Below are 25,875 nucleotides of genomic sequence, written 5' to 3' on the forward strand. Positions count from 1 at the left end.
GGAGAGCAGGATGGCTGGCAAGAAAAAAATCGAGAAAGAAGGCAGCTCCTGGATTGGCGAGGTGGAGAAATACTCCCGCCAAATCTGGCTGGCTGGTTTAGGCGCTTACTCCAAGATCAGCAATGACGGCAGTAAGCTTTTTGAAACGCTGGTCAAGGACGGCGAAAAAGCCGAGAAGCAGACCAAGGTTGAGGTCGAGAAACAAGTCGATTCCGCCAAGGATTCTGCCAAGGCTGCGAAGTCTCGTGTAGGTGATGTCAAAGACCTCGCGATGGGCAAGTGGAGTGAGCTGGAAGGGGCTTTCGACAAGCGTCTGAACAGCGCCATTTCGCGTTTGGGCGTACCTAGCCGTAACGAAGTGAAGGCTCTGCACAGCAAGGTCGATCTGCTGACAAAACAGATCGAGAAGCTGACAGGTGCTTCAGTGACTCCTGTTTCAAAAGCGCCGGCTTCCAGAGCTTCGACTTCCAAGGCCGCGGCGTCCAAACCGGCACCTAAAACTACGGCCAAGCCACTGGTGAAAGCCGCTGCGAAACCGGTTGCCAAAGCCGCCGACAAGGTTGCCGCGAAAACCGCTGCAGCCAAACCGGCAGTGAAAGCAGCAGCGGCCAAACCCGTTGCCGCCGCTAACAAGGCTGCGACTAAAACCGCGACCAAGGCCAAGTCTGTAGCGGCCAGCAAACCGGCTGCGGCGAAGAAACCGACTGCAGCCAAGAAACCTGCTGCGCCGAAAGCGGCACCGAAGGCAGCCGCCAAGCCAGCTCCGAAACCCGCTGCCACACCAGCAGCAACACCTGCACCCGCTGCGACCAATACCGCCGCCGCACCGGCATCGGCTGCACCGTCGACACCCGCAAGTCAGTCCTGATTCAAGGGCTGTAAAGCGAAAAGCCCGACCTGCGAAAGCAGGTCGGGCTTTTTTATTGGGACTCAAATGCAATCCCTGTGGGAGCTGGGCTTGCCCGCGATGAACGATAACTCGGTGCATGCCTGTAAATAAAGTTGACCCTATCGCGGGCAAGCCCGGCTCCCACAGGGATATGTGTTTGCTGCGCCAACGCAGAGTGTCAGAGGCAGAGCCGCTGCCTGAAGAACTGTCAGTACTGCGAGAAATCACTCCTCCAGATAATGCATCGCCAATTGCTGCGCCGCATGCCGTGAACCCGGCGTCAGGTGTGGTGCGACGAGCATCATGATCTGGTAGACCACCACCCGTACTTCAGCTTCGCGACCCAGAATCCGTTGGTAATCCAGCGAGAACAGTAGGGTCATGGTGATTTGCTCCACCAGTTGCCCCAAAGCCTGGGTATCGCTGACCACCTGGCCTTCAGCTTTCAGGCGTGCCAGTAACGACGCCAGCGTGCGTTTGAGGCTATTGAGCAGGCTGCGAATACCGCGAGCCAGTTTGGGCAATCGACCCGCCAGGTTGGACAGATCCTGAAACAGGAAGCGGTAGTCGGCCAGTCGCTCGACGATCAAGTGCAGGAACAGCCAGTAATCTTCGGCGGCCAGTTGCGCGTCTTCGGGCGGGTTCAGCAGGGGCGAAAGCTCTGCCTGGAAACGCTCGAACAGGCCGAGCACCAAGGGCTCTTTGCCGTGGAAGTGGTAGTAAAGATTGCCGGGACTGATGCCCAGTTCGTTGGCAATTTCCAGCGTGGAGACATTGGGCTCGCCCTGTTGATTGAATAACGTCAGGGCACATTCAAGGATTCGGTCGCGGGTTTTCATCCGGTCTTCTTGTCAGGGGGCGGATTAAGCAGGTTATAAATCTGTGGGAGCGAATTTATTCGCGAAGGGGCTAGTACATTCGATACATATTCGTCGTCGATAAGGCCGCATTCGCGAATGAATTCGCTCCCACAAGGAGGTTTTGAATTTCGCGACCCTACCGAACATGCACATAAGTCCCCGGCGCTGCTTCCATCGCCGGATGCATTGCGTTACCCAGCGCCATCTGGGTTTCGCGCTGGGTGCCGGACCGGGCTTGTATCCATTCCAGCCAGGCAGGCCACCAGCTACCCTCATGTTTCTGCGCGTCGTAATACCATGCCCGTGGATCGCTGCTGAGTTTGCTGTTCTCGACATAGTTGGCTTTAGGGGTACCCGGCGGGTTGAGAATGCTCTGCACGTGACCACTGTTGGACAGCAGAAAGCGCCGGTCGCCGCCCAGCAGCAGTGTCGAGCGATAGACCGCGTCCCATGGCGTAATGTGATCGTTGATGCCTGCGACGTTGAAGCTGTCCACGGTCACCTTCTGCAGATCAATGGGGGTGCCACAGACTTCCAGTCCGCCAGGGTGAGTCAGCGGGTTGTGTTTGAAGAAGTCCAGCAGATCGCCGTGCAATGCGGCGGGCAGGCGGGTGCTGTCGTTGTTCCAGTACAGAATGTCGAAAGCGGGCGGGGCCTTGCCCAGCAGGTAATTGTTGATCCAGTAACTCCAGATCAAATCATTCGGGCGCATCCAGGCGAAGATTTTCGCCATGTCCCGACCGTCCAGCACGCCTTGCTGATACGAGCGACGCTTCGCGGCCTCAAGCGTCGTTTCGTCGATGAACAATGTCGCGGCGCTATCAATCTGGCTGTCCAGCAGGCTGACCATGTAAGTCGCGCTGGCGACTTTGCGCAGTTGTCGCTTCGCCTGCAAGTGCCCTTGCAGCGCGGCGATGGTCAGCCCACCTGCACAGGCACCGACCAGATTCACGTCCTTGGCGCCAGTGATGGACCGGCATGCCGCCATCGCTTCTTCGGTGGCCTGAACGTAGGTGGACAAGCCCCATTCACGGTGCCGGACATCGGGATGTCGCCAACTGATCATGAAGGTCTGCAAGCCGTTCTTCAGACAGTACTGGACGAAGCTGTTGGCCGGGCTCAGGTCAAAAATATAGAACTTGTTGATTTGCGGCGGCACGATCAATAACGGCCTTGCGTACTGTTTTTCGCTCATCGGCTTGTACTGGATCAGCTCCAGCAGCTCGTTGCGAAATACCACCGAGCCTTGGGTGGCCGCCACTGTGCGACCCACTTCGAAGGCGTCTTTGGTGGTTTGTCGGGGCAGGCCGTTGTTGTGCAACAGATCATCGAACATGTGGCCAATGCCCTTGACCACGCTGTTGCCGCCGCTGTTGAACAGCTCTTTGACGGCCATGGGGTTGAGCAAGGTGTTGGACGGAGAAAGGGCATCGTTGAGCAGCGAGAAAATGAAGTGCGCCCGGTCGCGATCATCCTTGGACAGGTCGGTGTCATCTATCCAGTGTTTAACCTGATGCTGCCACGCCAGATACGTTTGCAAGCCGCGACGGTACAGCGGATTCAACGTCCATGTAGGGTCTGTGAAACGGGTATCTCGGGCGGGCAACTGATAGGGCGTTTCCCCCAGCAGCACGACACGGCTGACTTGCTTGCCGAGGGCCAATGCGTGGCGGGCGCTACGCAATGGATGCTGCAGACCTTGGGCGGCAACCTTGCGTAATGTTGAAAACAAATCCTGGCCACGCAGGCCAGTGATCGCACTTTGTGCATTGATGTAAGTCGCCGGTGTGATCTCGGCGCTTTTGGCTGATCGTTCTCGCATGGGGGCAACACTCCTTCGTCGTGCCGATACATCTTTGCGGACGCATGCTCCTCGGGGCATGCGTCGTTTTGCGCCGAACAACTTCCATTCAACCGGCGCAGTCAGTGACGCTTTATTTGCGGTGCGGGGAATCCTTTTCTGTCTGTGATGATCAGCGTGCGCTGGGTGTCGGATGCGGATGCATCACGGCTCGCTGACGCTCCTGCTGGAGGAATTTCATGATGATTGGCGCGACTGCTTCGGCACGGGTGATCAAGAACAAATGACCGTCATCGATTATGTGTAGCTGGGCATTGGGGATCCGCCAAGCCAGCAGGCGCATATTTATCAGCGGGATCAGCGGATCGTCGTCGCCGGCCAGTACCAATGTAGGCTGATGGATCTTGTGCAGCCAGTGAATGCTGGTCCAGCCCATGCCCGCAAACAGTTGCCAGTAATAGCCCAGCTTGCCGGACGAACGGACCTTTGCCGCATGGTTGGCGGCCAGATAAGGATCACGCCGAAATGCGCCGCCGTAAATTTCCGGTGCAATGCGGATCACATGGGAAGGCTGGATATAACGCCGCGGGCTGGCCATCAACCAGAGCACTCGGGGTTTGCCAGGCACCATCACTGCACCGGCTGATGTCGCCGCCAGTACCAGTTTTTTGCAGCGCTCGGGGTAGTCGTGGGCGAACTGTTGAGCCAGCGCGCCGCCCCATGAAACGCCGATAGCGTTGACCTGGCCATAGTCCAGATAATCGAGCATGCGCGCCGCCAGTTTTGCCAGACCGGGAAAGCGGTACGGGCGACTGGGCGTCGAGGAGCCACCGACGCCGGGCACATCAAAAGCGATGACTTCCAGGTCCGGGTCCAGCGCATCAACGAACGGGAACACCAACTCCAGGTTGGCGCCAATACCATTGAAAATCAGCAGCGGAGTCAGGTGACTTTTGCCTGGGCGTACAGCGGTTCGGATGCTGTGGCCATCCAGATCGATAGTGCGAAAAATAAACGGTTGCGGCATGCGCGAAGCCCTGTGGGTTAAACCGCTGGAAAAGCCGTCCTGCGCTTTGGCCAGATCGCCCGAGGCCGGGCGCCGATGTGGAATGTCAGTGATTACTGTAGGAGCTGCCGAAGGCTGCGAAAGGGACTGAAAATGCTTCGCAGCCTTCGGCAGCTCCTACAGGTTTTCTGTCTGCCGCGAAATAGCTCCTTCCTTTGTAACGGCCATCGCTAGCCATTCCTGATTCCACCCGTCGCATCAGCCCTTAGCGTTCATGCACATAGGTCCCCGGAGATGCTTCTGCGGGCGCAAAGGTCTTGTTGCCCAGGCTAGTGGGAGACTTCTTCATCTTTCCAGAGCGCTCGCTTAGCCAGCTCTGCCAGTGCAGCCACCAGGAATCGGTGTGCTTGGTGCCGTTTTCCTGCCAGGCCTTTGGATCAACCGGCATTTCGCTGTTGGTCATGTAGCGTGCCTTGGGGTTACCGGGCGGGTTGAGAATGCTTTGGATATGGCCGCTGCTGGACAGAACAAATTCAGTCTTTCCGCCGAACAGTCGTGCGGATTTGTAACAGGAGCCCCACGGCGTGATGTGATCGTTGGTCCCGGCCAGGCAAAACACATCGCTGGTGACCTGTTTGAGATCGATAGGCGTACCGCACACTTCAAGCGCATTGGGGCGGATCAGTGGGTTGTTCTTGAACATCTCGATCAGGTCGCCGTGAAAGGCGGCGGGCAGGCGAGTGGTGTCGTTGTTCCAGAACAGGATGTCGAACACCGGAGGCTCGTTACCCAGCAGGTAGTTGTTGACCCAGTAATTCCAGATCAGGTCATTGGGGCGCATCCAGGCGAATACTTTCGCCATATCGCTGCCTTCCAGCACGCCAGCCTGATAGGAGTGGCGCTTGGCCGATTCCAGGGTCTGCTCATCGACAAACAGCGCGACGTCGGTGTCCAGGGTGGTATCGAGCACGCTGACCAGCAAGGTCAGAGCATTGACCTTCTGATCGCCCAGCGCCGCGTAATGTCCCAGCAGGGCTGTGCAGGTAATGCCGCCGGAGCAAGCGCCGAGCATGTTGATGTCTTTGCTGCCGGTGATGGCGGTGACTACGTCGACAGCTTCCTTGAGCGCGTCGATGTACGTCGACAGGCCCCATTCACGCTGCGCCTTGGTCGGATTACGCCAGCTGATAATGAACGTCTGCACGTTACTGCGCAGGCAGAAGCGGGCCAGACTCTTTTCCGGGCTCAGGTCGAATACGTAGAATTTGTTGATTTGGGGCGGCACCACCAACAGCGGCCGTTCATGCACTTGCTCGGTGATGGGCTTGTACTGAATCAGCTCCAGCACGTCGTTGCGAAACACCACCGAGCCTTCGCTGGTGCCCAGACTCTTGCCGACTTCGAAAGCGTCCATGTTGACCTGGCTGGGCATGCCGCCGTTATGCACCAGATCCTTGGCGAGATGTGACAGGCCATCAAGAATACTTTTGCCGCCGGTTTCGAAGAAGCGCTTGATCGCGGCCGGATTGGCGGCGGTGTTGGTGGGCGACATGGCTTCGGTCATCAGATTGATGACGAAGTGCCCGCGACTGATTTCCTGAGGAGAGAGATTGCTGTCGCCGATCCAGTCATGCAGCTCCTTGCGCCACGCCAGGTAGGACTGCAGATAACGACGATAAACCGGATTCTGGCTCCAGGCCGGATCGTTGAAGCGTCGGTCTTCCGGGGCTGGCTGGAGCGCTGACTTGCCCAGCAGCACGTTTTTGAGTTCAACGCCCAGACTGGCGACGTGCTTTGCACTGTGAAAGGGTTGTTTCAGAGCCTGACGCAGGACCATGCGGGCAGTGGTCAGCAAGTCCTTGCGCCGCAGACCAACGACCGGGTTCAAACCCAGTGTGTGTTCCGAGGCTTGTTGCTGCAGGTCATCGTTGTTTCTGCTACTCATTCACGACGCTCCATTGTCCTGATGTGAGTACCGCTTCCCTGTGAATCAGTGACACAGGCAAATGCCGGTACTACTGCTCGGGTGAACCATGATGGCTGAACTCAATTTCCCTTGGGGCCGCATTCATTCGTAACAAGCGCTGCGCTTTATACGACGGCTTTACCGCTCACCCTTTCGCTGCATTCGAAGATGCAGGGAACTTGCCAGAACCATTGGTTACGCGAGATTGCGAAAAATCGCAAGCAGCACCCGTCATTGGCCGCTGCGCGGCACATTCAAACAAAAGGAATTAGAAAGCGCGTCCTAAAACGCCGGGCGGCTCTGCGCCGAGGGTTAGAGCATGAGCCGGATGACTTGCTCGGAAGGGTCGCGGGATTTGCCTGCGTTTTTCAGCTCAAGCAAATAGTCATTCCACAGGTCTTCCTGGCGTTGCGCCAGTTCGTAGAGGTATTCCCAAGTAAACAATCCGCTGTCATGACCGTCGTCGAAGGTCAATTTCAGTGCGTATTGTCCGGCGGGTTCGACCTTGGTCAGGCCAACCCCGAGTTTGCCAAATTGCAGGATCGGCTTGCCGTGGCCCTGAACTTCGGCAGACGGCGAATGCACCCGCAGGAATTCTGCAGGCAGGTGGTATTCCTCGTCCGGCCCGTACTTGAGTGTCAGGGTTTTCGAGGCTTTGTGGAGCTGGATGGCGGTGGGGATTCGGGTCATGTAAAGGCCGTTACGTTCGAACGTATTACCGTGGGAGCGAATTCATTCGCGAAGGCGTCGTGTCAGGCAATGATGATGCAAGATGTGATGGCCCTTTCGCGAATGAATTCGCTCCCACGCAGACTGTGTGAAAACGTAGCGAGCGACGGCAAGACAAGGCAAAAACAGGCGAAAAAGCGGAGTCTAGGTGTTCTAAATGAGCATTTTTCGCCTGTTTTTAACGCAGTATTGCCGAGCGTAGTAGTTTTCACACTGTCTGCACGGGGGAGCGTCCGGCGTTAAAGGATATACCGCGACAGATCCTCATCCTTGGCCAGTTCGCCAAGATGACTGTTCACGTATTCTGCATCGATGCGGATCGGCGCTGCATCCGGATCCGTCGCCAGATCACCGGCGCTGAACGAGACTTCCTCAAGCAGACGCTCAAGCAGCGTGTGCAAGCGACGGGCACCGATGTTCTCGGTCTTCTCGTTGACCTGCCAGGCAATCTCGGCGAGACGCTTGATGCCGTCGGCTTCGAACGCGATGTTCAAGCCTTCGGTTTTCAGCAGCGCGCAGTATTGCTCGGTCAGGGACGCATGTGGCTCGCTGAGAATACGTTCGAAATCCTGTGGCGACAGCGCCTTGAGTTCAACACGGATCGGCAGACGGCCTTGCAGCTCAGGCACCAGATCGCTCGGCTTGCTCAAGTGGAAAGCGCCGGATGCGATGAACAGGATGTGGTCGGTTTTGACCATGCCCAGCTTGGTGTTGACCGTGCAGCCTTCGATCAGCGGCAGCAGGTCGCGCTGTACGCCTTCGCGGGATACATCGGCACCGCCCACATTGCCGCGCTTGGCGACCTTGTCGATTTCGTCGATGAACACGATTCCGTGCTGTTCGACGGCTTCCAGCGCCTTGGCCTTGAGTTCTTCCTCGTTAACGAGGCGACCCGCTTCTTCTTCGCGCACCAGCTTGAACGCTTCTTTGACCTTGAGCTTGCGGCTCTTCTTCTTGCCCTTGCCCATGTTGGCAAACAGGCTTTGCAGCTGGTTGGTCATTTCTTCCATGCCTGGTGGCGCGGAAATGTCGACGCCAACGGCTTCGTTTATTTCGATCTCGATTTCCTTGTCGTCCAGCTGACCTTCACGCAGGCGCTTGCGGAACAACTGACGGGTATTGGAATCGTTGCTCGGCGCGGCTTCTTCCTGAAAACCTGTGCGGGCTGGAGGCAGCAGGGCGTCGAGGATACGGTCTTCAGCGGCGTCTTCGGCGCGGTGACGAACCTTGATGATTTCCTGTTCGCGCAGCAGCTTGATCGCCGCGTCGGCCAGATCACGAATGATCGATTCAACGTCGCGGCCGACATAACCGACTTCGGTGAATTTGGTCGCTTCGACCTTGATGAACGGCGCGTTGGCCAGCTTGGCCAGACGACGCGCGATCTCGGTTTTACCGACACCAGTCGGGCCGATCATCAGGATGTTCTTGGGCGTTACTTCAACGCGCAGTTCTTCCGGCAACTGCATCCGGCGCCAGCGGTTACGCAGGGCGATGGCGACGGCGCGCTTGGCATCGTCCTGGCCGATAATATGGCGGTTCAGTTCGTGGACAATTTCACGGGGAGTCATTGACATGGTATTTGGCGGTCCTCCAGCTGATTCAAGGTCGATATGGCCGCTGATTGCAGCGGCCATATCAAGGCTTACTCAGCGAGGTCCTGCTCCTCAATGGTGATGTTGTGGTTGGTGAACACGCAGATATCGCCAGCGATATGCAATGCGGTTTCGGCAATTTCACGCGCCGACAGGTCGGTCTTTTGCAGCAGGGCGCGGGCAGCGGCCTGTGCGAAAGCACCGCCAGAACCCATGGCAATCAGGCCATCTTCGGGTTCAACAACGTCGCCGTTGCCGGTGATGATCAATGAAGCGTCTTTGTTGGCGACGGCCAGCATGGCCTCCAGACGGCTCAGGGAGCGGTCGGTCCGCCAGTCTTTGGCGAGTTCAACGGCGGCACGCACCAGATGACCTTGGTGCTTTTCAAGTTGCCCTTCAAAGCGTTCGAAAAGAGTGAACGCGTCGGCCGTAGCGCCAGCGAAACCGGCAATCACTTCGCCGTGATACAGACGACGCACTTTCTTGGCGTTGCCTTTCATGACGGTGTTGCCCAGAGAAACCTGGCCGTCGCCAGCCATGACGACTTTGCCGTGGCGGCGAACTGAAACGATGGTGGTCAAGGGAGAGTCTCCACACAGCGGGGCGAAAATGCCCTGGTGAAAACTCATATGGGGGTGTGGAAGGGGATTTCAACCACGGGGGATGAGTGGTGGTGAAGGGCGAGCATGACAACGGTAGGAGTGAGTTTGCTCGCGATGGCGTCAGTTCATGCGATAAATTCGTCGGCCATGAAATCGGATCGCGAGCAAGCTCACTCCTACAGGGTCCGTGTTTGCTGCGCGGCATCGCGGGGTCTGGACGACGGGGTGCTCCTACAGAACAAGCATTTCGGCAGTGACCGTGGGAGCGAATTCATTCGCGAAGGCGTTTTGTCAGGCACCTATGATGCAAGACGTAACGGCCATTCCCGAATGAATCAGATCCCACGGGGATCTGCGTTTGGCTGCTACTTGCTGCGCTGCTGCAACAACAAGTTACTAAAACCACCGGTCGCCAGTTGCTTCTGGGCAACGGTCAGTTGCTCACGGTTGCTGAACGGGCCAACCAGTACGCGGTACCAGGTTTCCTCTTTGACGGTCCCGGATTCCACGGCGGCGGTCTGGCCGAGCAGGATGATCTGCGCGCGCACCTTGTCGGCGTCCTCTTTCTTGCGGAACGAGCCCGCTTGCAGGAAGAACTGCGTCACTGCAGCCGGTTTCACCACGGGCGGGGCCGGTGGCGGCGTCAGGCCGCTAAGTGCCGCTTGTGCGCGTGCGGTATCAATCTTCGCTGCCTGTTCAGGCGTGACCGGCGCAACCACAGGTGGCGGAGTTTTCTCAGGCACGGCCTCGTTAGGCACGATGACTTCCGATTCCGGCAGCAGCGTGTAGAAGTCGTACTTGGGCTTCACCGGTGCTGTCGGGCTCGGCGGCGTCTTGTTCGCTTCGGCGATTTTTGCTGCCTTGGCATCCGCCCGGACCCGCTTGATGTCATCGCCACCGGGTTCGAGCTTCATCAGGAAGACGACGAATGCACCGACGCTGAGGCCGATCGCCAACCACAGCCATCCAGGAATCGGCTTCTTCGCGGGTGCCTGGTAACGGCTGGCGCCGCGCTTGGGAGCAGGTTTCTTTTTCGCGGCAGCCAACTTACATACGCTCCAGTGTTTCCAGACCCAGCAGTTGCAGGCCTTGCTTGAGGGTGCGGCCAGTCAATGCAGCGAGGCGCAAACGGCTCTGCTGTTGTTCGGCATTATCGGCAGCCAGGATAGGGCAGTTCTCGTAGAAGCTGGAGAACAATCCCGCGAGGTCGTAGAGGTAAGCGCACAGAACGTGAGGCGTGCCCTTTTCAGCGACGTTGTTGAGGATTTCCCCAAACTGCGCCAGACGTGCAGCCAGCTCCTGCTCCTGTGGTGCCTCAAGGACGATCTGGCCCTTGCTGGCATCAAACGGCGTACCGAGTTTACGGAACACACCCGCAACCCGTGTATACGCATAGAGCAGATAAGGCGCGGTATTGCCTTCGAAGCTGAGCATCTGATCGAAATTGAAGCTGTAGTCGCTGGCCCGATGCTTGGACAGGTCGGCGTACTTCACTGCACTGATACCCACCGCCTGGGCGATGGTGCGCAGTTCGTCTTCAGGCAACTCCGGGTTCTTTTCCTTCACCAGGGTGTAGGCGCGCTCCTTGGCCTCTTCGAGCAGGTCGATGAGTTTGACTGTGCCACCGTCGCGGGTCTTGAACGGACGGCCATCGGCGCCGTTCATGGTGCCGAAGCCCATGTGTTCCAGTTGCATGCCTTCGTGAACGAAACCGGCGCGGCGCGCGACTTCGAAGACTTGCTGGAAGTGCAACGCCTGACGCTGGTCGACGAAATACAGCACGCGATCAGCTTTGAGTACGTTGCTGCGGTAGCGCATAGCCGCCAGGTCGGTGGTTGCATACAGATAGCCGCCTCCGGCCTTCTGCACGATGACCGGCAGCGGGGTGTCGTCTGCGGTGCGGAATTCTTCAAGGAATACGCACTGTGCGCCGTTGCTCTCAACCAGCAGGCCGGCTGCTTTCAGATCGGCAACTACGTTGGCCAGATCATCGTTGTAAGCACTCTCGCCCATCACGTCTGCCGGGGTCAGTTTGACGTTCAGCAGGTCGTAGACTTTCTGGCAGTGCGACAGCGAGATGTCTTTGAATTTGGTCCACAGGCTCAGGCATTCGGCGTCACCGGCCTGCAGTTTTACCACCAGCCCGCGAGCGCGGTCGGCGAACTCTTCGGATTCGTCAAAACGCTTTTTCGCAGCGCGGTAGAAGTCTTCCAGGTCCGACAACTCGTCGCTGGTGGCTGGCTGCTCTTGCAGGTAAGCCAACAGCATGCCGAATTGCGTACCCCAGTCGCCCACGTGGTTCTGGCGGATGACGGTGTCGCCCAGAAATTCCAGAACGCTGGCAACGCCGTCGCCAATGATGGTCGAACGCAAGTGGCCAACGTGCATCTCTTTCGCCAGATTCGGTGCCGACAGGTCGACCACGGTGCGCTGTGCAGGGCCGTTCTTGCGCACCGACAGTTGGGCGTCGGCCAAGGCGGCATCAAGGCGTGCGGCCAAGGCCTGGGTGTTCTGGAAGAAATTCAGGAAGCCTGGACCGGCGATTTCCACTTTGCTGATCTGCTCGTCGGCTGGCAGCGCGGCGATCAGCTTTTCAGCCAGATCACGGGGCTTCATGCCGGCTGGCTTGGCAAGCATCATGGCGATGTTGCTGGCGAAGTCGCCGTGGGTCTTGTCCTTGGCATTCTCCACCTGAATCGCTGGCGACAGGCCTTCTGGCAAGACGCCCTCGGTGACGAGTTGGCTCAGGGCTTGTTGGATCAGCTGGCGAATGGTGTCTTTCATGGTGCTCTCTTTCGACCGCAAGCGCGGCAGCGCCTGGATGCGCGGGTGGAAAAACTGGGCATTATCCGTTGCCGGAGCCACCTTGCCAACCGCGTTGGATGTGCGGTTGTAATTGTAGGAGCGCGCTTGCCCGCGATAAGGGCCGCAGGACCTTCAAAAAACTGACAGCGAGCAAGCTGGTGAAGCTTAAATTGCTATCGCGGGCAAGCGCGCTCCTACAGGTTCACTACGGAGCCAGGACGCACCGCTTCCCCTGTAGGAGTGAACTTGTTCGCGAAGCGGTCTTCCTGTCTCGCAGGCCTATCGCTTCGCCAACAAGTTGGCTCCTACAGGTATCCGCTTACAGGTGCTGGCTAATACAAATCCACCGGATCCACATCCAGCGACCACCTGACCTGCCTGCCGCTCGGCATTTGCTCCAGCGCCAGCAGCCAGGAAGCAAGCAGCCGGTGCAGTGGCGCTCGGGCGCTGGATTGCAGCAGCAATTGTGCTCGATATCGACCGGCGCGGCGCTCCATCGGTGCCGGGACCGGGCCGAGCAATTCAATGCCGCCCAGATTCATGTCGTTCAACAGCTGCTCGGCAACCGAGCAGGCCTCATCGAGAAACCCTTCGGCCTGACCCGGTTTATGGGCTTCGGCCCGTAACAGTGCCAGATGCGCAAAAGGTGGCAAACCAGCCGCGCGACGTTCGCTCAGGGCTTGCTCGGCGAAGGCGAAGTAACCTTGTTCGGTAAGCTGAATCAGCAGTGGGTGATCCGCCAGGTGCGTCTGGATGATCACCCGGCCTGGCTCTTCAGCCCGTCCGGCCCGCCCGGCAACCTGAACGATCAACTGAGCCATGCGCTCGCTGGCACGGAAGTCTCCGGAAAACAGGCCGCCATCGGCATCCAGAATCGACACCAGTGTCACACGCGGGAAGTGGTGCCCTTTGGCGAGCATCTGTGTGCCCACCAGAATGCACGGCTGGCCGCGCTGAATGGTCGCGAACAGTTGATTCATCGCGTCTTTGCGCGAGGTGCTGTCGCGATCAACCCGCAATACGGGGTAATCCGGAAACAGAATCGCCAGACGCTCTTCAGCGCGCTCGGTGCCTGCGCCAACCGGGCGCAAATCCACTTTGCCGCAGGACGGGCACTGGCGCGGTACGCGTTCGACGTGGCCGCAGTGGTGGCAGCGCAATTCCCCGGAGCGCTGATGCACGGTCATTCGCGCATCACATCGCGGGCAGCCCGACAGCCAGCCGCAATCGTGGCACAGCAGCGTCGGCGCAAAGCCGCGTCGGTTGAGGAAGACCAACACTTGCTGACCGGCTTCGAGAGTCTGGCCGATGGCTTGTTGCATCGGTCCGGAGATACCGCTGTCCAGTGGACGGCTTTTAACGTCCAGCCGCATGAATTTCGGTTGCTGCGCGCCGCCCGCACGCTCATTGAGGCGCAACAGGCCGTAGCGGCCGGTGTAGGCGTTGTGCAGGCTTTCCAGCGAAGGTGTGGCCGAGCCGAGCACAATGGGGATATTTTCCTGGCGTGCACGCACTAAAGCCAGATCCCGTGCGTGATAGCGCAGGCCTTCCTGCTGTTTATAGGAGCCGTCGTGCTCTTCGTCGATGATGATCAGGCCGGGATTCTTCATCGGCGTGAACAGCGCCGAACGAGTACCGATAATAATATCGGCCTCGCCATCCCGCGCTGCCAGCCAGGCATCCAGCCGGTCACGATCATTGACTGCCGAATGCAGCAGGGCGATGCGTGCGTTGAAGCGCTGCTCGAAGCGCGCCAGGGTTTGCGGCCCGAGGTTGATTTCCGGGATCAACACCAGCGCCTGTTTACCGGCTTCCAGCGTTTCGCGGATCAGCTGTAAATAGACTTCGGTCTTGCCGCTGCCGGTAACGCCCGCCAGCAGGAACGCATGAAAGCTGCCGAACCCGGCGCGAATCGCCTCGCAGGCCGCGCGTTGTTCCGTGTTGAGGGGCAGTTCCGGCTGGGCCAGCCAGTGTTCATGACGCGCCGAAGGAGCATGGCTGCGTACTTCAACCTGCACCAACTCTTTAGCCAGCAGCAAATTGAGGCTTTCTTTATTAAGCATCAGCTTGCTCAGCAACTGATGCGCAACACCGTGTGGATGCTGGGCGAGGGTGGTCAGTGCTTCGCGTTGCTTGGGTGCCCGGGCAATGCGCGGGTCATCGACGCTGGCATTCGGCGCAACCTGCCAGAAGCGCTCCTGGCGCGATTCGGCCGGTTCGCCCTGGCGCAGCAGGACTGGCAGCGCCCAGCTCAAGGTGTCGCCGAGGCTGTGCTGATAATACTGAGAGGTCCACAGGCACAGCTTGAACAGCGCGGGCGGCAGGGGGGCTTGCTCATCGAGCAGGGCGATGGCGGGCTTGAGTTTGTCTGCGGGCACTTCGCTGTGATCGGCGATCTCGATCAGAATGCCGATCATTTCCCGACGGCCGAAGGGGACTCGCAGGCGCATGCCCGGCTGCAAGGCACTGCGCAGCACTCCCGCAGGTGCTCGGTAGTCGAACAGGCGCCGCAGTGGCGAAGGCAGGGCAAGGCGCAGAATGGCGTCGGGCACGCGGGGTTTCCCTGTTACGGTATGTGACGGATGCGCGATCTTAGCAGACGACCGGCGTAAAGCCCCGCTTGCGTGATCTGGATTGTCTGGTAATATTCGCGGCCTATTTACGTGCGGTATTCAACAATAGTGTTGGATGGCGGCACGCTAGCCCGAGGAAGTACCGATGAAAGCTGATATCCATCCAGTTTACGAAGCCATTGACGCTACTTGCAGCTGCGGCAATGTCATCAAAACCCGTTCGACTCTCGCCAAGCCTCTGAGCCTTGACGTTTGCAACGAGTGCCACCCGTTCTACACCGGCAAGCAGAAGACTCTTGACGTTGGCGGCCGTGTTGACAAGTTCAAGTCGCGCTTCGGTGCGTTCGGTGCTACCAAAGCTCCTGCTGCTGCAGAGTAAGGTTGGCCGATCTGGAAAATCCAAAGGGTTTCTCCAGGCTGCTTAAAAAGGCGTCCCTTGTGGGCGCCTTTTTTGTGGCTGCGATTTGGCTGCCTGCCGCCCAGGCTTTTTGCCTTGCGCCATCCTCGCTCCCGGTTGCTCAGGTCGAGCGTGTGGTCGATGGCGATACCCTGCGCCTTAAAGATGGGCGCAACGTACGCATGGTTGGCCTCAATACTCCCGAGACGGGGAAGAACGGTCGTTCCGCCGAGCCGTTTGCCGAGGCTGCTAAAAGCCGCTTGCAGACGCTGGTGGCTGAAAGCGATGGCACCGTCAGTTTGCTGATCGGCCAACAGGCCAAGGATCGTTATGGTCGCGTGCTGGCCAATGTCTATGGTCGCGACGGTGCCAATCTCGAAGCGCAGTTGCTGATCGAAGGTCTGGGTTATCTGGTTGCGGTGTCGCCTAACGTAGCGCTGGTAGATTGCCAGCAAGCGGCTGAGCGTAGCGCCCGTCAGGCTGGCCTCGGTGTGTGGCGTAAATCGCCGGTGCAGTCGGCGGGTCAGATCGATAAGGGCGGTTTTGCGCTGGTCTCCGGGCAAATCGTCGATGTGCAGCGTAATGGCGGCGGCATATGGATCGAGCTGCAGGGTTCGCTGGTTCTGCGTATCGCACCGGACCTTGTCAGCCAGTTTGACGCCAAACAGCTGAGCCGCATGAAGGGCCAGAGTATCGAAGCGCGTGGCTGGGTCGTTGATCGATCTCGACGGAGCGGCCTCAAGGATGGGCAGGCACGCTGGATGATGCCGATTACCCATCCGGCGATGCTTGATTCATCGACCCTCTGACACACCGATCTGTAGGCGCACGCTTCCATCAAACAACACGCAAACTAATGGATTGGAATGCATTTTCTGTAGGAGCTGCCGAAGGCTGCGAAGCGTTTATCCTGACACACCGCGATCGCAGCCTTCGGCAGCTCCTACAAACTCGTTCCCCTGATGCAACTCCTCCGCTCTAAGCGGAAAGTCTTAGTCCTCGCCTATTGACAGTTGTGACTGGCCAGTCTTGTTAGGACTTTGCATCTTGCGTATCCTCGGCGGTCCGTCTTCCCACAGTAAAAAAAGCGGAATGCCCACATGTCTGATTTGAAAACTGCCGCGCTTGAATATCACGCCAATCCTCGTCCGGGGAAACTGAGCGTAGAACTCACCAAGCCCACCGCTACTGCTCGCGACCTGGCCCTGGCTTACAGCCCTGGCGTTGCCGAGCCTGTGCGTGAAATCGCCCGTGACCCTGAGCTGGCTTACAAATACACCGGCAAAGGCAACCTGGTAGCAGTTATTTCCGATGGCACCGCGATCCTCGGCCTGGGTGATTTGGGCCCACTGGCATCCAAGCCAGTGATGGAAGGCAAGGGCGTTCTGTTCAAGCGTTTCGCCGGTATCGATGTATTCGATATCGAAGTGGATTCGGAAAGCCCACAGGCTTTCATCGATACCGTAAAACGCATCTCCATCACCTTCGGCGGTATCAACCTCGAAGACATCAAGGCGCCTGAGTGCTTTGAGATCGAGAAAGCGCTGATCGAACAATGCGACATCCCGGTTTTCCACGATGACCAGCACGGCACCGCGATTGTTACGGCGGCCGGTATGATCAACGCCCTGGAAATCGTCGGCAAGAACCTGGCTGACGCAAAAATCGTCTGCCTGGGCGCTGGCGCAGCGGCCATCTCCTGCATGAAGTTGCTGGTGAGCATGGGCGCGAAGATCGAAAACATCTTCATGATCGACCGTTCCGGCGTTATCCACTCCGGCCGTACCGATCTGAACCAGTACAAAGCGGTGTTCGCTCACGCGACTGAAAAGCGCACCCTGGCTGACGCTCTGGATGGCGCAGACGTGTTCGTTGGTCTGTCTGGCCCGAACCTGCTGAGCGCTGAAGGTCTGAAGTCGATGGCCAAGGATCCGATCGTGTTCGCCTGCTCGAACCCTGATCCGGAAATCTCCCCGGAGTTGGCTCACGCTACTCGCAGCGACGTGATCATGGCGACAGGTCGTTCCGACTACCCGAACCAGGTCAACAACGTACTGGGCTTCCCGTTCATCTTCCGCGGCGCTCTGGACGTTCGCGCCAAGCGTATCAACGAAGAAATGAAGATCGCAGCGGCCAACGCCCTGCGTGAACTGGCCAAACTGCCAGTGCCTCAGGAAGTCTGCGACGCCTACGGCGGCATCAAGCTGGAATTCGGTCGTGAGTACATCATCCCGAAACCAATGGATACCCGCCTGCTGGGCCTGATCGCTGATGCTGTTGCCAAAGCAGCCATCGAAAGCGGTGTTGCAACCCTGCCGTATCCAAAGCACTACCCGCTGACCAGCGTTGATGACGTTTTTAACGGCTAACGTTGTTAGCAGACCCATAAAAGAACCCGGCCATTAGCCGGGTTTTTTTATGGGGAAGTTTCAAGCTACAAGCTGCAAGCGAAAACAACGCAGCATTCCGTTTCTCCACTGCTTTTTCTTGTAGCTCGCGGCTTGAAGCTTGTAGCTGCTTGCCTAGAACAAATCGATCGGCGCCGACTCATCCGCAGGCAACGGACTGCCCGGTGCCTGGCCGCCCAGTTCGTTGACGCTTGGCGGCGTATCTTCGCTTTTAAACAGCTCGAAGAACGCGTTAGGCGTGCTCGGAGTTGCTGCACGGCCGCTGATCGGATCAACTCGCAGGCTCAGGATGCCATCCGGCTCGGCTTGCTGATGCGGCGGCTTGTCCTTGAGCGCGGCGCTCATGTAGTTCATCCAGATCGGCAGAGCGACGGTACCGCCAAATTCATGACGGCCCAGGCTTTCTGGTTGGTCAAAGCCCGTCCAGACCGTGGTCACGTAATCGGCGTTGTAACCGGTGAACCACGCATCCTTGGATTCGTTGGTCGTACCGGTCTTGCCTGCGATATCCGGACGGTTCATCGCCAAGGCTCGGCGGCCGGTGCCACGCTTGATCACGTCCTGCAGCATGCTGTTGAGGATGTACGTGGTCCGGCTGTCCACAATGCGCGGTGCAACGGCGGGTGCCTGAGGATCAACCGGCGCTGCAGGCTGTGCAGGGCCTTCACTGGATGAGGTGATCAGCGCAGGTCCATTGGGCACCGCTACCGTGTTGGCATGTGGCGCTGGCTGGTGGTCTACCGCTGGAACGCTTGGCGGGTTGGCCTCAAACAAGGTCACGCCATCGCGGCTCTCGATGTTCTGGATCAGGTATGAGTTGATCTTGTAGCCACCGTTGGCGAACGCTGACCAACCGGTGACGATTTCCATCGGTGTCAGAGTGGCTGTGCCCAGTGCCAGCGACAGGTTGCGCGGCAGATCACTCTTGTTGAAGCCAAAGCGCGTGATGTAGTCGATTGACGTATCGATGCCCAGTTGTTGCAGCAGACGAATCGAAACAAGGTTACGCGACTTGTACAGCGCTTCACGCAGGCGGATCGGGCCAAGGAAGGTATTGGTGTCGTTCTTCGGACGCCAGACCTTGTCCAGATACTCGTCAACAAACACGATCGGCGCATCGTTTACCAGACTTGACGCGGTGTAGCCGTTGTCCAGCGCGGCGCTGTACAGGAATGGCTTGAAGCTCGAGCCCGGTTGACGCTTGGCTTGGAGGGCGCGGTTGTAGTTGCTCTGCTCGAAGGCGAAACCACCGACCAGCGCACGAATTGCACCATTTTGTGGGTCAAGTGATACCAGTGCACTTTGCGCCGCCGGTATCTGGCTGAACTTGAGAGAGCCATTTTCCTGACGCTGCAGGCGAACCAGATCGCCGACATGCGCGACATCAGCAGGTCCCTTTGGATTTGCGCCCAGGCTGTTGGTGTTCAGATAAGGGCGCGCCCATTTCATGCTCGCCCACTCGACAGTTTCTTCCTTCTCACCATTACGGGTCAGGACGCGAACGCCAGTCTTGTCGACCTGGGTGACGATTGCAGGCTCAAGGCCGCTGATGGTGCGTTGCTTGGTCAGCTCTTGCGCCCAGCCTTCGCGGGTCATGCCCGGGAAGCGGCTTTCAGGGCCGCGATAGCCGTGCCGCTGGTCGTATTCGATCAGGCCTTCCTGAACCGCCGTATTGGCGTGTTCCTGAAGGTCGCTTGGGACTGTCGTGGTGACACGGAAGCCTTCTGTATAGGCGTCGCTGCCATAACGGCCGACCATTTCGGCCCGCGCCATTTCTGCAATATAAGGTGCGTTAACTTCAGGCGTCGGCACGTGGTAGCTGGCGTTGAGTGGCTCGCTGAGCGCAGCCTGGTAGGCGCTCTGGTCGATCTTGCCCAGCTTGAACATGCGCCCCAGGATCCAGTCGCGACGCTCTTTGGCGCGTGTCGGGTTGGCCAGCGGATTGAAACGCGAAGGTGCTTTCGGCAGGCCGGCAATCATGGCCATCTGCGCAAGGCTTACGTCGCGGATCGATTTGCCGTAATAAACCTGCGCCGCTGCTTCAATGCCGTAGGCCCTGTTACCCAGATAGATCTTGTTGACATACAGCTCGAGAATTTCGTCTTTGGTCAGTTGGCGCTCAATTTGCAGTGCAAGAAGGATCTCGGTGGTTTTACGCGAAAAACTGCGCTCACTCGTCAGAAAATAGTTCTTTGCCACCTGCATGGTGATGGTGCTGCCACCCGACTGGATGTGGCCACTTTTGACAAGTTGCGACGCTGCACGCATCAGGCTGCCAGGGTCGACGCCGTAGTGGTTGGCGAAATTGTCATCTTCGGCCGAGAGCAAGGCGTTGATGAAATTCGGCGGGATGTCGGCAAAGCGGATCGGGGTACGGCGCATCTCGCCAAACTCCGCAATCAACTTGCCGTCGCTGCTGTAGACGCGCAGCGGGATTTGCAGCTGGATGCTGCGCAAGGCTTCTACAGACGGCAGGTTAGGGCTCAGATAAAGAAAGGCACCGCTGAGGCCGAGCAACAGCGCACAGAATACGGCGACGAGAGACCACCAGAAAAACTTCAGCAGGCGTATCAAGGCTTTTTGATTTCCAGAATAAAAAGAATGAGTTAAGCGCAGGCACTAATAAATAGACACGCCTTGAAGCTTGGTTATACGAAAAAAGCGCTGGGCATTATAAGCATTTTTCGTCTCCGAGCGTTATTTGCGCTACTGTCAGGATTGCTGGCGGCGGCGTTGGACAACAAATTATCCGTAAGTGACGGAAACTCATAGGGAACAGGTTGTGTTCGAACTCTTCGGTAAGAAGGCCAACACCCTTCTAGGGATCGATATTAGCTCTACATCGGTGAAACTCCTTGAATTGAGTCGTTCCGGCACACGTTACAAAGTCGAGTCCTACGCGGTGGAGCCGCTCCCGGCGAACGCGGTGATCGAAAAGAACATTGCCGAGCTCGAAGGCGTCGGAAATGCATTGGCGCGCGTATTGGCCAAGGCGCGTACAAGCGTCAAATCTGTGGCGGTCGCCGTGGCCGGTTCGGCGGTGATTACCAAGACCATCGAGATGGACGCTGGCCTGTCGGATGACGACATGGAAAACCAGCTGAAAATCGAGGCTGATCAGTACATTCCCTATCCACTGGAAGAAGTCGCAATCGATTTCGAGGTTCAGGGCTATTCGGTGCGCAACCCCGAGCGCGTTGAGGTCCTGCTGGCCGCCTGCCGTAAAGAAAATGTTGAAGTACGCGAAGCCGCCCTGGCCCTTGCGGGGCTCAATGCACGGGTCGTCGATGTCGAGGCCTATGCACTGGAGCGTGCCTATGGGTTGTTGTCGACGCAACTGGGCAACGGTCACGACAAACTGACCGTTGCCATCGTCGACATCGGCGCGACCATGACCACCCTGAGCGTGCTGCACAACGGACGCATTATCTATACCCGTGAACAGCTGTTCGGTGGGCGTCAGCTGACCGAGGAAATCCGGCGTCGCTATGGCCTTTCGATGGAAGAAGCCGGGCTTGCCAAGAAGCAGGGCGGTCTGCCCGATGATTACTTGATCGAAGTGCTGCAGCCATTCAAGGACGCCGTGGTGCAGCAAGTTGCCCGGTCGCTGCAATTCTTCTTCGCCGCAGGACAATACAACGCCGTGGACTACATCATGCTGGCCGGTGGTACCGCATCGGTTTCCGGGCTGGACAACCTGATTCAACAGCGCGTCGGCACACCCACTCTGGTGGCCAACCCGTTTGCAGACATGGCCTTGAGCGCCAAGGTCAATGCTGGCGCCCTGGCCAGCGATGCTCCTGCTTTGATGATCGCGTGCGGTCTGGCCCTGAGGAGCTTTGACTGATGGCACGGATCAACCTTCTCCCCTGGCGTGAACAGTTGCGCGAAGAGCGCAAGAAAAGATTTCTGATGGCCTTGGCTGGCGTATTTGTAGCTTCGGTCGGCGTATTGTTCATGGTTGATCAATATTTGAGCAGTGCGATTACTCATCAGGCGGCGCGCAATGCGTTCATCCAGAAAGAAATCGTGCAGCTCGATGAGCGTATTAAAGAGATCAGCGATCTGCGAGCCCGCCGCAAGCAATTGTTGGAACGGATGAAGATCATTCAGGACCTGCAAGGCAATCGCCCGATCATTGGCCGGGTGTTTGACCAGATGGCGCGTACCCTGCCGGATGGCGTGTATTTCTCGAACGTGAAGATGGTCGACAAACTGGTGAGCGTCACGGGCGCGGCAGAATCGAACAATCGCGTGTCGGACCTGATGCGTAATCTCGAGGCTTCCGACTGGTTTGAAGCACCGAGTCTGACCGAAGTGAAGGCAACAACCGCTGGCGCGCTGGATCAGGCCAACGTGTTTCAGTTAACAGTGCGCCAGACACAGCCGGCCATTGATGGAGTCAAGCCATGAATCTCTCCGAGACGCTGGAAAGTCTGCGCCGGATTGACCTTGGCGATCTGGACATCAACAACCTTGGTTCATGGCCCGCTGCGGTCAAGTTCGTGACCGGCATTCTGTTGATGGTGCTTGTGCTGGCGCTGGGTTACTTCTTCTATATCCAGGATCTTGAGAGTCAGCTTGATGGCGCGCGCGCCAATGAAAGCACGCTCAAAGAGCAGTTCACTACCAAGGCGTTCCAGGCCGCCAACCTGCAGCCCTACAAGGTGCAGATGGCCGAGATGGAAAACACCTTCGGCGCATTGTTGCGGCAGTTGCCCAGCGATACCGAAGTACCTGGCTTGCTGGAAGACATCACGCGCACAGGGTTGGGCAGTGGGCTGGAGTTCGAAGAGATCAAACTGCTGCCGGAAGCGGCTCAGCAGTTTTACATCGAGTTGCCGATACAGATCACCGTAGTGGGCGGGTATCACGATCTGGCCACCTTCGTCAGTGGTGTCGCCAGCCTGCCGCGGATCGTCACCCTGCATGATTTCGAGATCAAGCCTGTGGAAGCTTCAAATCCGTCCAGGCTGCGAATGAATATTCTTGCCAAGACCTATCGCTACAACGATGAAGGACTGAATAAATGAGGCTGGCGCGATTGTTGTGCGCCAGTGTGGCGTTGATCAGTCTGGCCGGTTGCAACGAGGATTCGTCGTTTGCCGACCTGACCAGTTTTATGGATGAGGCGCGTGCCCGACCAACGGGCACCATCGAACCTCTGCCAAGGTTTCGTCCTTATGAGGCTTTCACGTATAACGCTGCGAATCTGCGCAGCCCGTTTCAGCCGCCGATCAAGGTCGATCTGGTCAACCGTCTCAAAGGGTCAAGACTGGTGGCTCCGGATGAAACACGGCCAAGGCAGTTTCTGGAAGGGTTCAATATCGAGACGTTCGAGATGGTCGGCACCATGGGTAATGAAACCGGGACCTTTGCCTTGCTCAAGGGGGCGGGTGGCGTATACCGGGTGAAAGTCGGTGATTACCTGGGCCGCAATAACGGCCGGATTGTCTCGGTCGATGAATCTCGCGTTGATGTCGTAGAAATAGTTCCTGACGGAGAGGGGGCATGGCTGGAAAGGCCGCGCAGCATTTCCCTGAAAGAACGCTCATGAAACGAGCACAGCCAAGCATGCAAAGCACTCTCGGGTTCGCAGGACGGAAAATGATCATGACCAGGATTCTTTCGGCTATCGGTGTATCGCTATGGATTACGATGATTTCGCCGATGCTCCAGGCCGCCACTCTCAAGACGCTGGATGTTGCGGCGCTGCCCGGTGACAGGATCGAGCTCAAGCTGACTTTTGATGCGCCGGTCCCTGCACCCAGAGGCTATACCACTGAACAGCCAGCGCGTATCGCGCTCGATTTGCCCGGCGTGACCAGTCAGCTGGCGACCAAAAGCCGTGAGCTGGGCAGTGGCAATGCCCGCAGTGTGGTCGTGGTTCAGGCCAATGATCGCACGCGTGTCATCGTCAACATGACCACACTTGCGCCTTACAGCTCACGGGTTGATGGCAATAATCTGTTTATCGTGATCGGTCAGGGCGCTACGGCGGCGCAGGCATCGCAACCCAGTACTGCGCAGGGCGCGGCTCGTGTTGCCGTGCCACCTCCTGCTCCCGCAAGACCCAAAGCGTACGCGCCAACTGGCAAAGCGATCCGCAATGTCGATTTCCAGCGGGGCGAGTTGGGCGAAGGCAATGTGATCATTGATCTGACGGACTCCAGCGTTGCTCCTGATATTCAGGAACAGGGCGGCAAGATTCGCGTCGACTTCGCCAAAACCCAACTGCCTGAAAAGCTGCGGGTAAGGCTGGACGTCAAGGACTTCGCGACGCCGGTGCAGTTCGTTAACGCCACTGCGACCGGCGATAAGGCAAGCATCACCATCGAGCCATCCGGGCCTTTCGATTACTCCGCCTATCAGACCGAAAGCAAGCTGACCATCAGCGTACGTCCGTTGACCAACGAAGACCTGGACCGCCGCAACGCAGAGAAGCTGGTTTACACCGGTGAAAAACTGTCGCTCAACTTCCAGGACATCGATGTGCGCTCGGTGCTGCAATTGATCGCCGACTTCACCAGTCTCAACCTGGTCGCCAGTGACACGGTTCAGGGCGGCATTACCTTGCGCCTGCAGAACGTGCCGTGGGATCAGGCGCTGGATCTGGTGCTGAAAACCAAAGGTCTGGACAAACGCAAGATCGGCAACGTTTTGCTGGTCGCACCCGCCGACGAAATTGCGGCCCGCGAGCGTCAGGAGCTGGAGTCTCTCAAGCAGATTGCCGAGCTGGCACCGCTGCGTCGTGAACTGTTGCAGGTCAACTACGCCAAGGCTGCGGACATCGCCAAGCTGTTCCAGTCAGTGACCAGCGCCGAGTCGAAAGTCGATGAGCGCGGCTCGATTACCGTGGATGACCGCACCAACAACATCATTGCTTACCAGACTCAGGACCGTCTGGACGAGCTGCGCCGCATCGTCTCCCAGCTGGATATTCCCGTGCGTCAGGTGATGATCGAGGCGCGAATCGTCGAGGCCAATGTCGGTTACGACAAGGCGCTCGGGGTCCGCTGGGCAGGCGACACCAACCGTAATAACAACCACAAATGGAGTGGTTATGGTCTGGATGATAATGGGGACGAAGCCGGTAACACGGGCGATGCGCTGACTTCCAATGTGCCATTCGTCGATCTGGGCGCAGCCAATGCAACCTCCGGCATTGGTATCGCTTTCATGACCAATAACGCTTTACTCGATCTCGAGCTCAGCGCAATGGAAAGAACCGGCAACGGTGAAATCGTCTCCCAGCCCAAGGTGGTCACTTCCGACAAGGAAACCGCGAAGATTCTGAAAGGCACCGAGATTCCTTATCAGGAATCCAGCTCCAGTGGTGCCACGACAGTGTCTTTCAAAGAGGCCTCGCTCTCACTGGAAGTGACGCCGCAGATCACGCCGGACAACCGCATCATCATGGAGGTCAAGGTCACCAAGGATGAGCCCGACTACCTGAACATGGTGCAAGGTGTTCCTCCTATTCGTAAAAACGAAGTCAACGCAAAGGTGCTGGTCGCCGATGGAGAAACCATCGTAATCGGTGGTGTGTTCTCGAATACGCAAACTAAAACCGTCGATAAGGTGCCATTTCTCGGCGATGTGCCGTATGTTGGCCGCCTTTTCCGGCGCGATGTGGTCTCGGAAGCAAAATCCGAGCTGCTGGTGTTCCTCACTCCGCGTATCATGAACAACCAGGCGATTGCTGTGAGTCGTTGATTCTGTGCGAAATTTAATACTTGTAGGGCCGATGGGGGCTGGTAAAAGCACCATCGGCCGTTTGCTGGCCAAAGAGCTGCGCCTGCCGTTCAAGGATTCCGACAAGGAAATTGAGCTGCGCACGGGTGCCAATATCCCGTGGATCTTTGATAAAGAAGGTGAGCCCGGATTCCGTGACCGCGAGCAGGCGATGATTGCCGAGCTATGCAGTGTCGACGGGATCGTCCTCGCGACAGGCGGCGGTGCCGTCATGCGTAGCGAAAATCGCCAGGCCCTGCACCAGGGTGGGCGCGTGGTGTATCTGCATGCCTCGGTAGAGCAGCAAGTCGGGCGTACTGCCCGCGACCGTAACCGCCCGCTGTTGCGCACCGCTGATCCGGCAAAGGTTTTGAGCGATCTGCTCGAGATGCGTGACCCGCTTTATCGGGAGATCGCTGATCTGGTGGTTGAAACCGATGAGCGGCCGCCACGAATGGTGGTTCTTGATATTCTTGCGCGCCTGGCGGAGCTTCCTCCCCGTTAAAGCCT

21 protein-coding genes are annotated in these 25,875 nt (G+C 58.0%); 10 read left to right on the forward strand and 11 right to left on the reverse strand.

Annotation, left to right across the window (positions count from 1 at the left end; translation table 11 throughout):
• Positions 1-10 precede the first annotated feature (10 nt).
• Complete coding sequence (locus KDX30_RS11700; RefSeq protein ID WP_231675810.1) at positions 11-868, forward strand: phasin family protein; 858 nt, start codon at positions 11-13, stop codon at positions 866-868.
• 245 nt (positions 869-1,113) lie between these two features.
• Here the strand turns inward: KDX30_RS11700 and KDX30_RS11705 are convergent, their stop codons facing one another.
• The 10 genes from KDX30_RS11705 to KDX30_RS11750 form a co-directional block, all read right to left on the reverse strand.
• Complete coding sequence (locus tag KDX30_RS11705) at positions 1,114-1,728, reverse strand: TetR/AcrR family transcriptional regulator (protein WP_027901998.1); 615 nt, start codon at positions 1,726-1,728, stop codon at positions 1,114-1,116.
• A 157-nt stretch (positions 1,729-1,885) separates the two neighbouring features.
• Positions 1,886-3,571, reverse strand: a complete 1,686-nt coding sequence (gene phaC / locus KDX30_RS11710; protein ID WP_231675811.1) for a class II poly(R)-hydroxyalkanoic acid synthase — start codon at positions 3,569-3,571, stop codon at positions 1,886-1,888.
• A 151-nt stretch (positions 3,572-3,722) separates the two neighbouring features.
• A complete protein-coding gene (phaZ, locus tag KDX30_RS11715; protein WP_027901996.1) occupies positions 3,723-4,577 on the reverse strand; it encodes a poly(3-hydroxyalkanoate) depolymerase in 855 nt (284 codons plus the stop codon).
• A gap of 244 nt (positions 4,578-4,821) precedes the next feature.
• Positions 4,822-6,501, reverse strand: coding sequence for a class II poly(R)-hydroxyalkanoic acid synthase (phaC, locus tag KDX30_RS11720; RefSeq protein ID WP_027901995.1), 1,680 nt, complete (start codon positions 6,499-6,501; stop codon positions 4,822-4,824).
• 333 nt (positions 6,502-6,834) lie between these two features.
• Positions 6,835-7,212: a gamma-butyrobetaine hydroxylase-like domain-containing protein gene (locus KDX30_RS11725; protein ID WP_231675812.1), complete on the reverse strand. Its 378-nt coding sequence runs from the start codon at positions 7,210-7,212 to the stop codon at positions 6,835-6,837.
• A gap of 278 nt (positions 7,213-7,490) precedes the next feature.
• Positions 7,491-8,828 (reverse strand): HslU--HslV peptidase ATPase subunit, encoded by a 1,338-nt coding sequence (hslU, locus tag KDX30_RS11730; protein WP_027901993.1) that lies wholly within the window; start codon positions 8,826-8,828, stop codon positions 7,491-7,493.
• A gap of 68 nt (positions 8,829-8,896) precedes the next feature.
• Entirely contained in the window at positions 8,897-9,427 is a 531-nt protein-coding gene (hslV, locus tag KDX30_RS11735) for an ATP-dependent protease subunit HslV (RefSeq protein WP_027901992.1), read from the reverse strand.
• Between the two features lie 386 nt (positions 9,428-9,813).
• A complete protein-coding gene (locus KDX30_RS11740) occupies positions 9,814-10,494 on the reverse strand; it encodes an SPOR domain-containing protein (protein WP_099267999.1) in 681 nt (226 codons plus the stop codon).
• A 1-nt stretch (position 10,495) separates the two neighbouring features.
• The gene (gene argS, locus KDX30_RS11745) at positions 10,496-12,232 is read right to left on the reverse strand and encodes an arginine--tRNA ligase (RefSeq protein ID WP_231675813.1); all 1,737 of its coding nucleotides are present in this window, start codon (positions 12,230-12,232) and stop codon (positions 10,496-10,498) included.
• 353 nt (positions 12,233-12,585) lie between these two features.
• Positions 12,586-14,805 carry a primosomal protein N' gene (locus KDX30_RS11750; RefSeq protein ID WP_027901989.1) on the reverse strand — a complete coding sequence of 740 codons (2,220 nt, stop codon included), beginning with the start codon at positions 14,803-14,805 and terminating at the stop codon, positions 12,586-12,588.
• Positions 14,806-14,971: 166 nt separating this feature from the next.
• Between KDX30_RS11750 and rpmE the strand changes: the two genes are divergently transcribed.
• From rpmE to KDX30_RS11765, 3 genes are all read left to right on the forward strand, one after another.
• Positions 14,972-15,205, forward strand: a complete 234-nt coding sequence (rpmE, locus tag KDX30_RS11755; RefSeq protein ID WP_020293533.1) for a 50S ribosomal protein L31 — start codon at positions 14,972-14,974, stop codon at positions 15,203-15,205.
• An 11-nt stretch (positions 15,206-15,216) separates the two neighbouring features.
• Entirely contained in the window at positions 15,217-16,032 is an 816-nt protein-coding gene (locus KDX30_RS11760; RefSeq protein WP_231675841.1) for a thermonuclease family protein, read from the forward strand.
• Positions 16,033-16,323: 291 nt separating this feature from the next.
• The gene (locus KDX30_RS11765) at positions 16,324-17,592 is read left to right on the forward strand and encodes a malic enzyme-like NAD(P)-binding protein (RefSeq protein ID WP_027901987.1); all 1,269 of its coding nucleotides are present in this window, start codon (positions 16,324-16,326) and stop codon (positions 17,590-17,592) included.
• Positions 17,593-17,745: 153 nt separating this feature from the next.
• Here the strand turns inward: KDX30_RS11765 and KDX30_RS11770 are convergent, their stop codons facing one another.
• Entirely contained in the window at positions 17,746-20,205 is a 2,460-nt protein-coding gene (locus tag KDX30_RS11770; protein ID WP_099268002.1) for a penicillin-binding protein 1A, read from the reverse strand.
• Positions 20,206-20,413: 208 nt separating this feature from the next.
• Here KDX30_RS11770 and KDX30_RS11775 point away from each other — a divergent pair, with 208 nt between their 5' ends.
• Genes KDX30_RS11775 through aroK form a run of 6 tightly spaced genes read left to right on the forward strand, consistent with a single transcriptional unit; the run spans position 20,414 to position 25,870 of the window.
• Positions 20,414-21,478, forward strand: coding sequence for a pilus assembly protein PilM (locus KDX30_RS11775; protein ID WP_231675814.1), 1,065 nt, complete (start codon positions 20,414-20,416; stop codon positions 21,476-21,478).
• Complete coding sequence (locus KDX30_RS11780) at positions 21,478-22,044, forward strand: PilN domain-containing protein (RefSeq protein ID WP_027901984.1); 567 nt, start codon at positions 21,478-21,480, stop codon at positions 22,042-22,044. Before KDX30_RS11775 ends, KDX30_RS11780 begins: the two co-directional genes overlap by 1 nt.
• Entirely contained in the window at positions 22,041-22,664 is a 624-nt protein-coding gene (gene pilO, locus KDX30_RS11785) for a type 4a pilus biogenesis protein PilO (protein ID WP_027901983.1), read from the forward strand. Before KDX30_RS11780 ends, pilO begins: the two co-directional genes overlap by 4 nt.
• A complete protein-coding gene (pilP, locus tag KDX30_RS11790) occupies positions 22,661-23,188 on the forward strand; it encodes a type 4a pilus biogenesis lipoprotein PilP (protein ID WP_099268005.1) in 528 nt (175 codons plus the stop codon). Before pilO ends, pilP begins: the two co-directional genes overlap by 4 nt.
• 56 nt (positions 23,189-23,244) lie before the next feature.
• On the forward strand, positions 23,245-25,347 hold the full coding sequence (pilQ, locus tag KDX30_RS11795) for a type IV pilus secretin PilQ (protein WP_231675815.1): 2,103 nt from the start codon (positions 23,245-23,247) through the stop codon (positions 25,345-25,347).
• A gap of 4 nt (positions 25,348-25,351) precedes the next feature.
• Complete coding sequence (gene aroK / locus KDX30_RS11800) at positions 25,352-25,870, forward strand: shikimate kinase AroK (protein WP_027901980.1); 519 nt, start codon at positions 25,352-25,354, stop codon at positions 25,868-25,870.
• Positions 25,871-25,875: the final 5 nt, after the last annotated feature.

The organism is Pseudomonas quasicaspiana (genome assembly GCF_021147825.1).
Taxonomy (GTDB): domain Bacteria; phylum Pseudomonadota; class Gammaproteobacteria; order Pseudomonadales; family Pseudomonadaceae; genus Aquipseudomonas; species Aquipseudomonas quasicaspiana.

What these genes read in the sequence shown, in the direction of transcription:
- KDX30_RS11700 (WP_231675810.1), top strand. Translation starts at nt 11, where the DNA reads ATGGCTGGCAAGAAAAAAATCGAGAAAGAAGGCAGCTCCTGGATTGGC.
- KDX30_RS11705 (WP_027901998.1), bottom strand. Translation starts at nt 1,728, where the DNA reads ATGAAAACCCGCGACCGAATCCTTGAATGTGCCCTGACGTTATTCAAT.
- phaC (WP_231675811.1), bottom strand. Translation starts at nt 3,571, where the DNA reads ATGCGAGAACGATCAGCCAAAAGCGCCGAGATCACACCGGCGACTTAC.
- phaZ (WP_027901996.1), bottom strand. Translation starts at nt 4,577, where the DNA reads ATGCCGCAACCGTTTATTTTTCGCACTATCGATCTGGATGGCCACAGC.
- phaC (WP_027901995.1), bottom strand. Translation starts at nt 6,501, where the DNA reads ATGAGTAGCAGAAACAACGATGACCTGCAGCAACAAGCCTCGGAACAC.
- KDX30_RS11725 (WP_231675812.1), bottom strand. Translation starts at nt 7,212, where the DNA reads ATGACCCGAATCCCCACCGCCATCCAGCTCCACAAAGCCTCGAAAACC.
- hslU (WP_027901993.1), bottom strand. Translation starts at nt 8,828, where the DNA reads ATGTCAATGACTCCCCGTGAAATTGTCCACGAACTGAACCGCCATATT.
- argS (WP_231675813.1), bottom strand. Translation starts at nt 12,232, where the DNA reads ATGAAAGACACCATTCGCCAGCTGATCCAACAAGCCCTGAGCCAACTC.
- rpmE (WP_020293533.1), top strand. Translation starts at nt 14,972, where the DNA reads ATGAAAGCTGATATCCATCCAGTTTACGAAGCCATTGACGCTACTTGC.
- KDX30_RS11765 (WP_027901987.1), top strand. Translation starts at nt 16,324, where the DNA reads ATGTCTGATTTGAAAACTGCCGCGCTTGAATATCACGCCAATCCTCGT.
- KDX30_RS11780 (WP_027901984.1), top strand. Translation starts at nt 21,478, where the DNA reads ATGGCACGGATCAACCTTCTCCCCTGGCGTGAACAGTTGCGCGAAGAG.
- pilO (WP_027901983.1), top strand. Translation starts at nt 22,041, where the DNA reads ATGAATCTCTCCGAGACGCTGGAAAGTCTGCGCCGGATTGACCTTGGC.
- pilP (WP_099268005.1), top strand. Translation starts at nt 22,661, where the DNA reads ATGAGGCTGGCGCGATTGTTGTGCGCCAGTGTGGCGTTGATCAGTCTG.
- pilQ (WP_231675815.1), top strand. Translation starts at nt 23,245, where the DNA reads ATGACCAGGATTCTTTCGGCTATCGGTGTATCGCTATGGATTACGATG.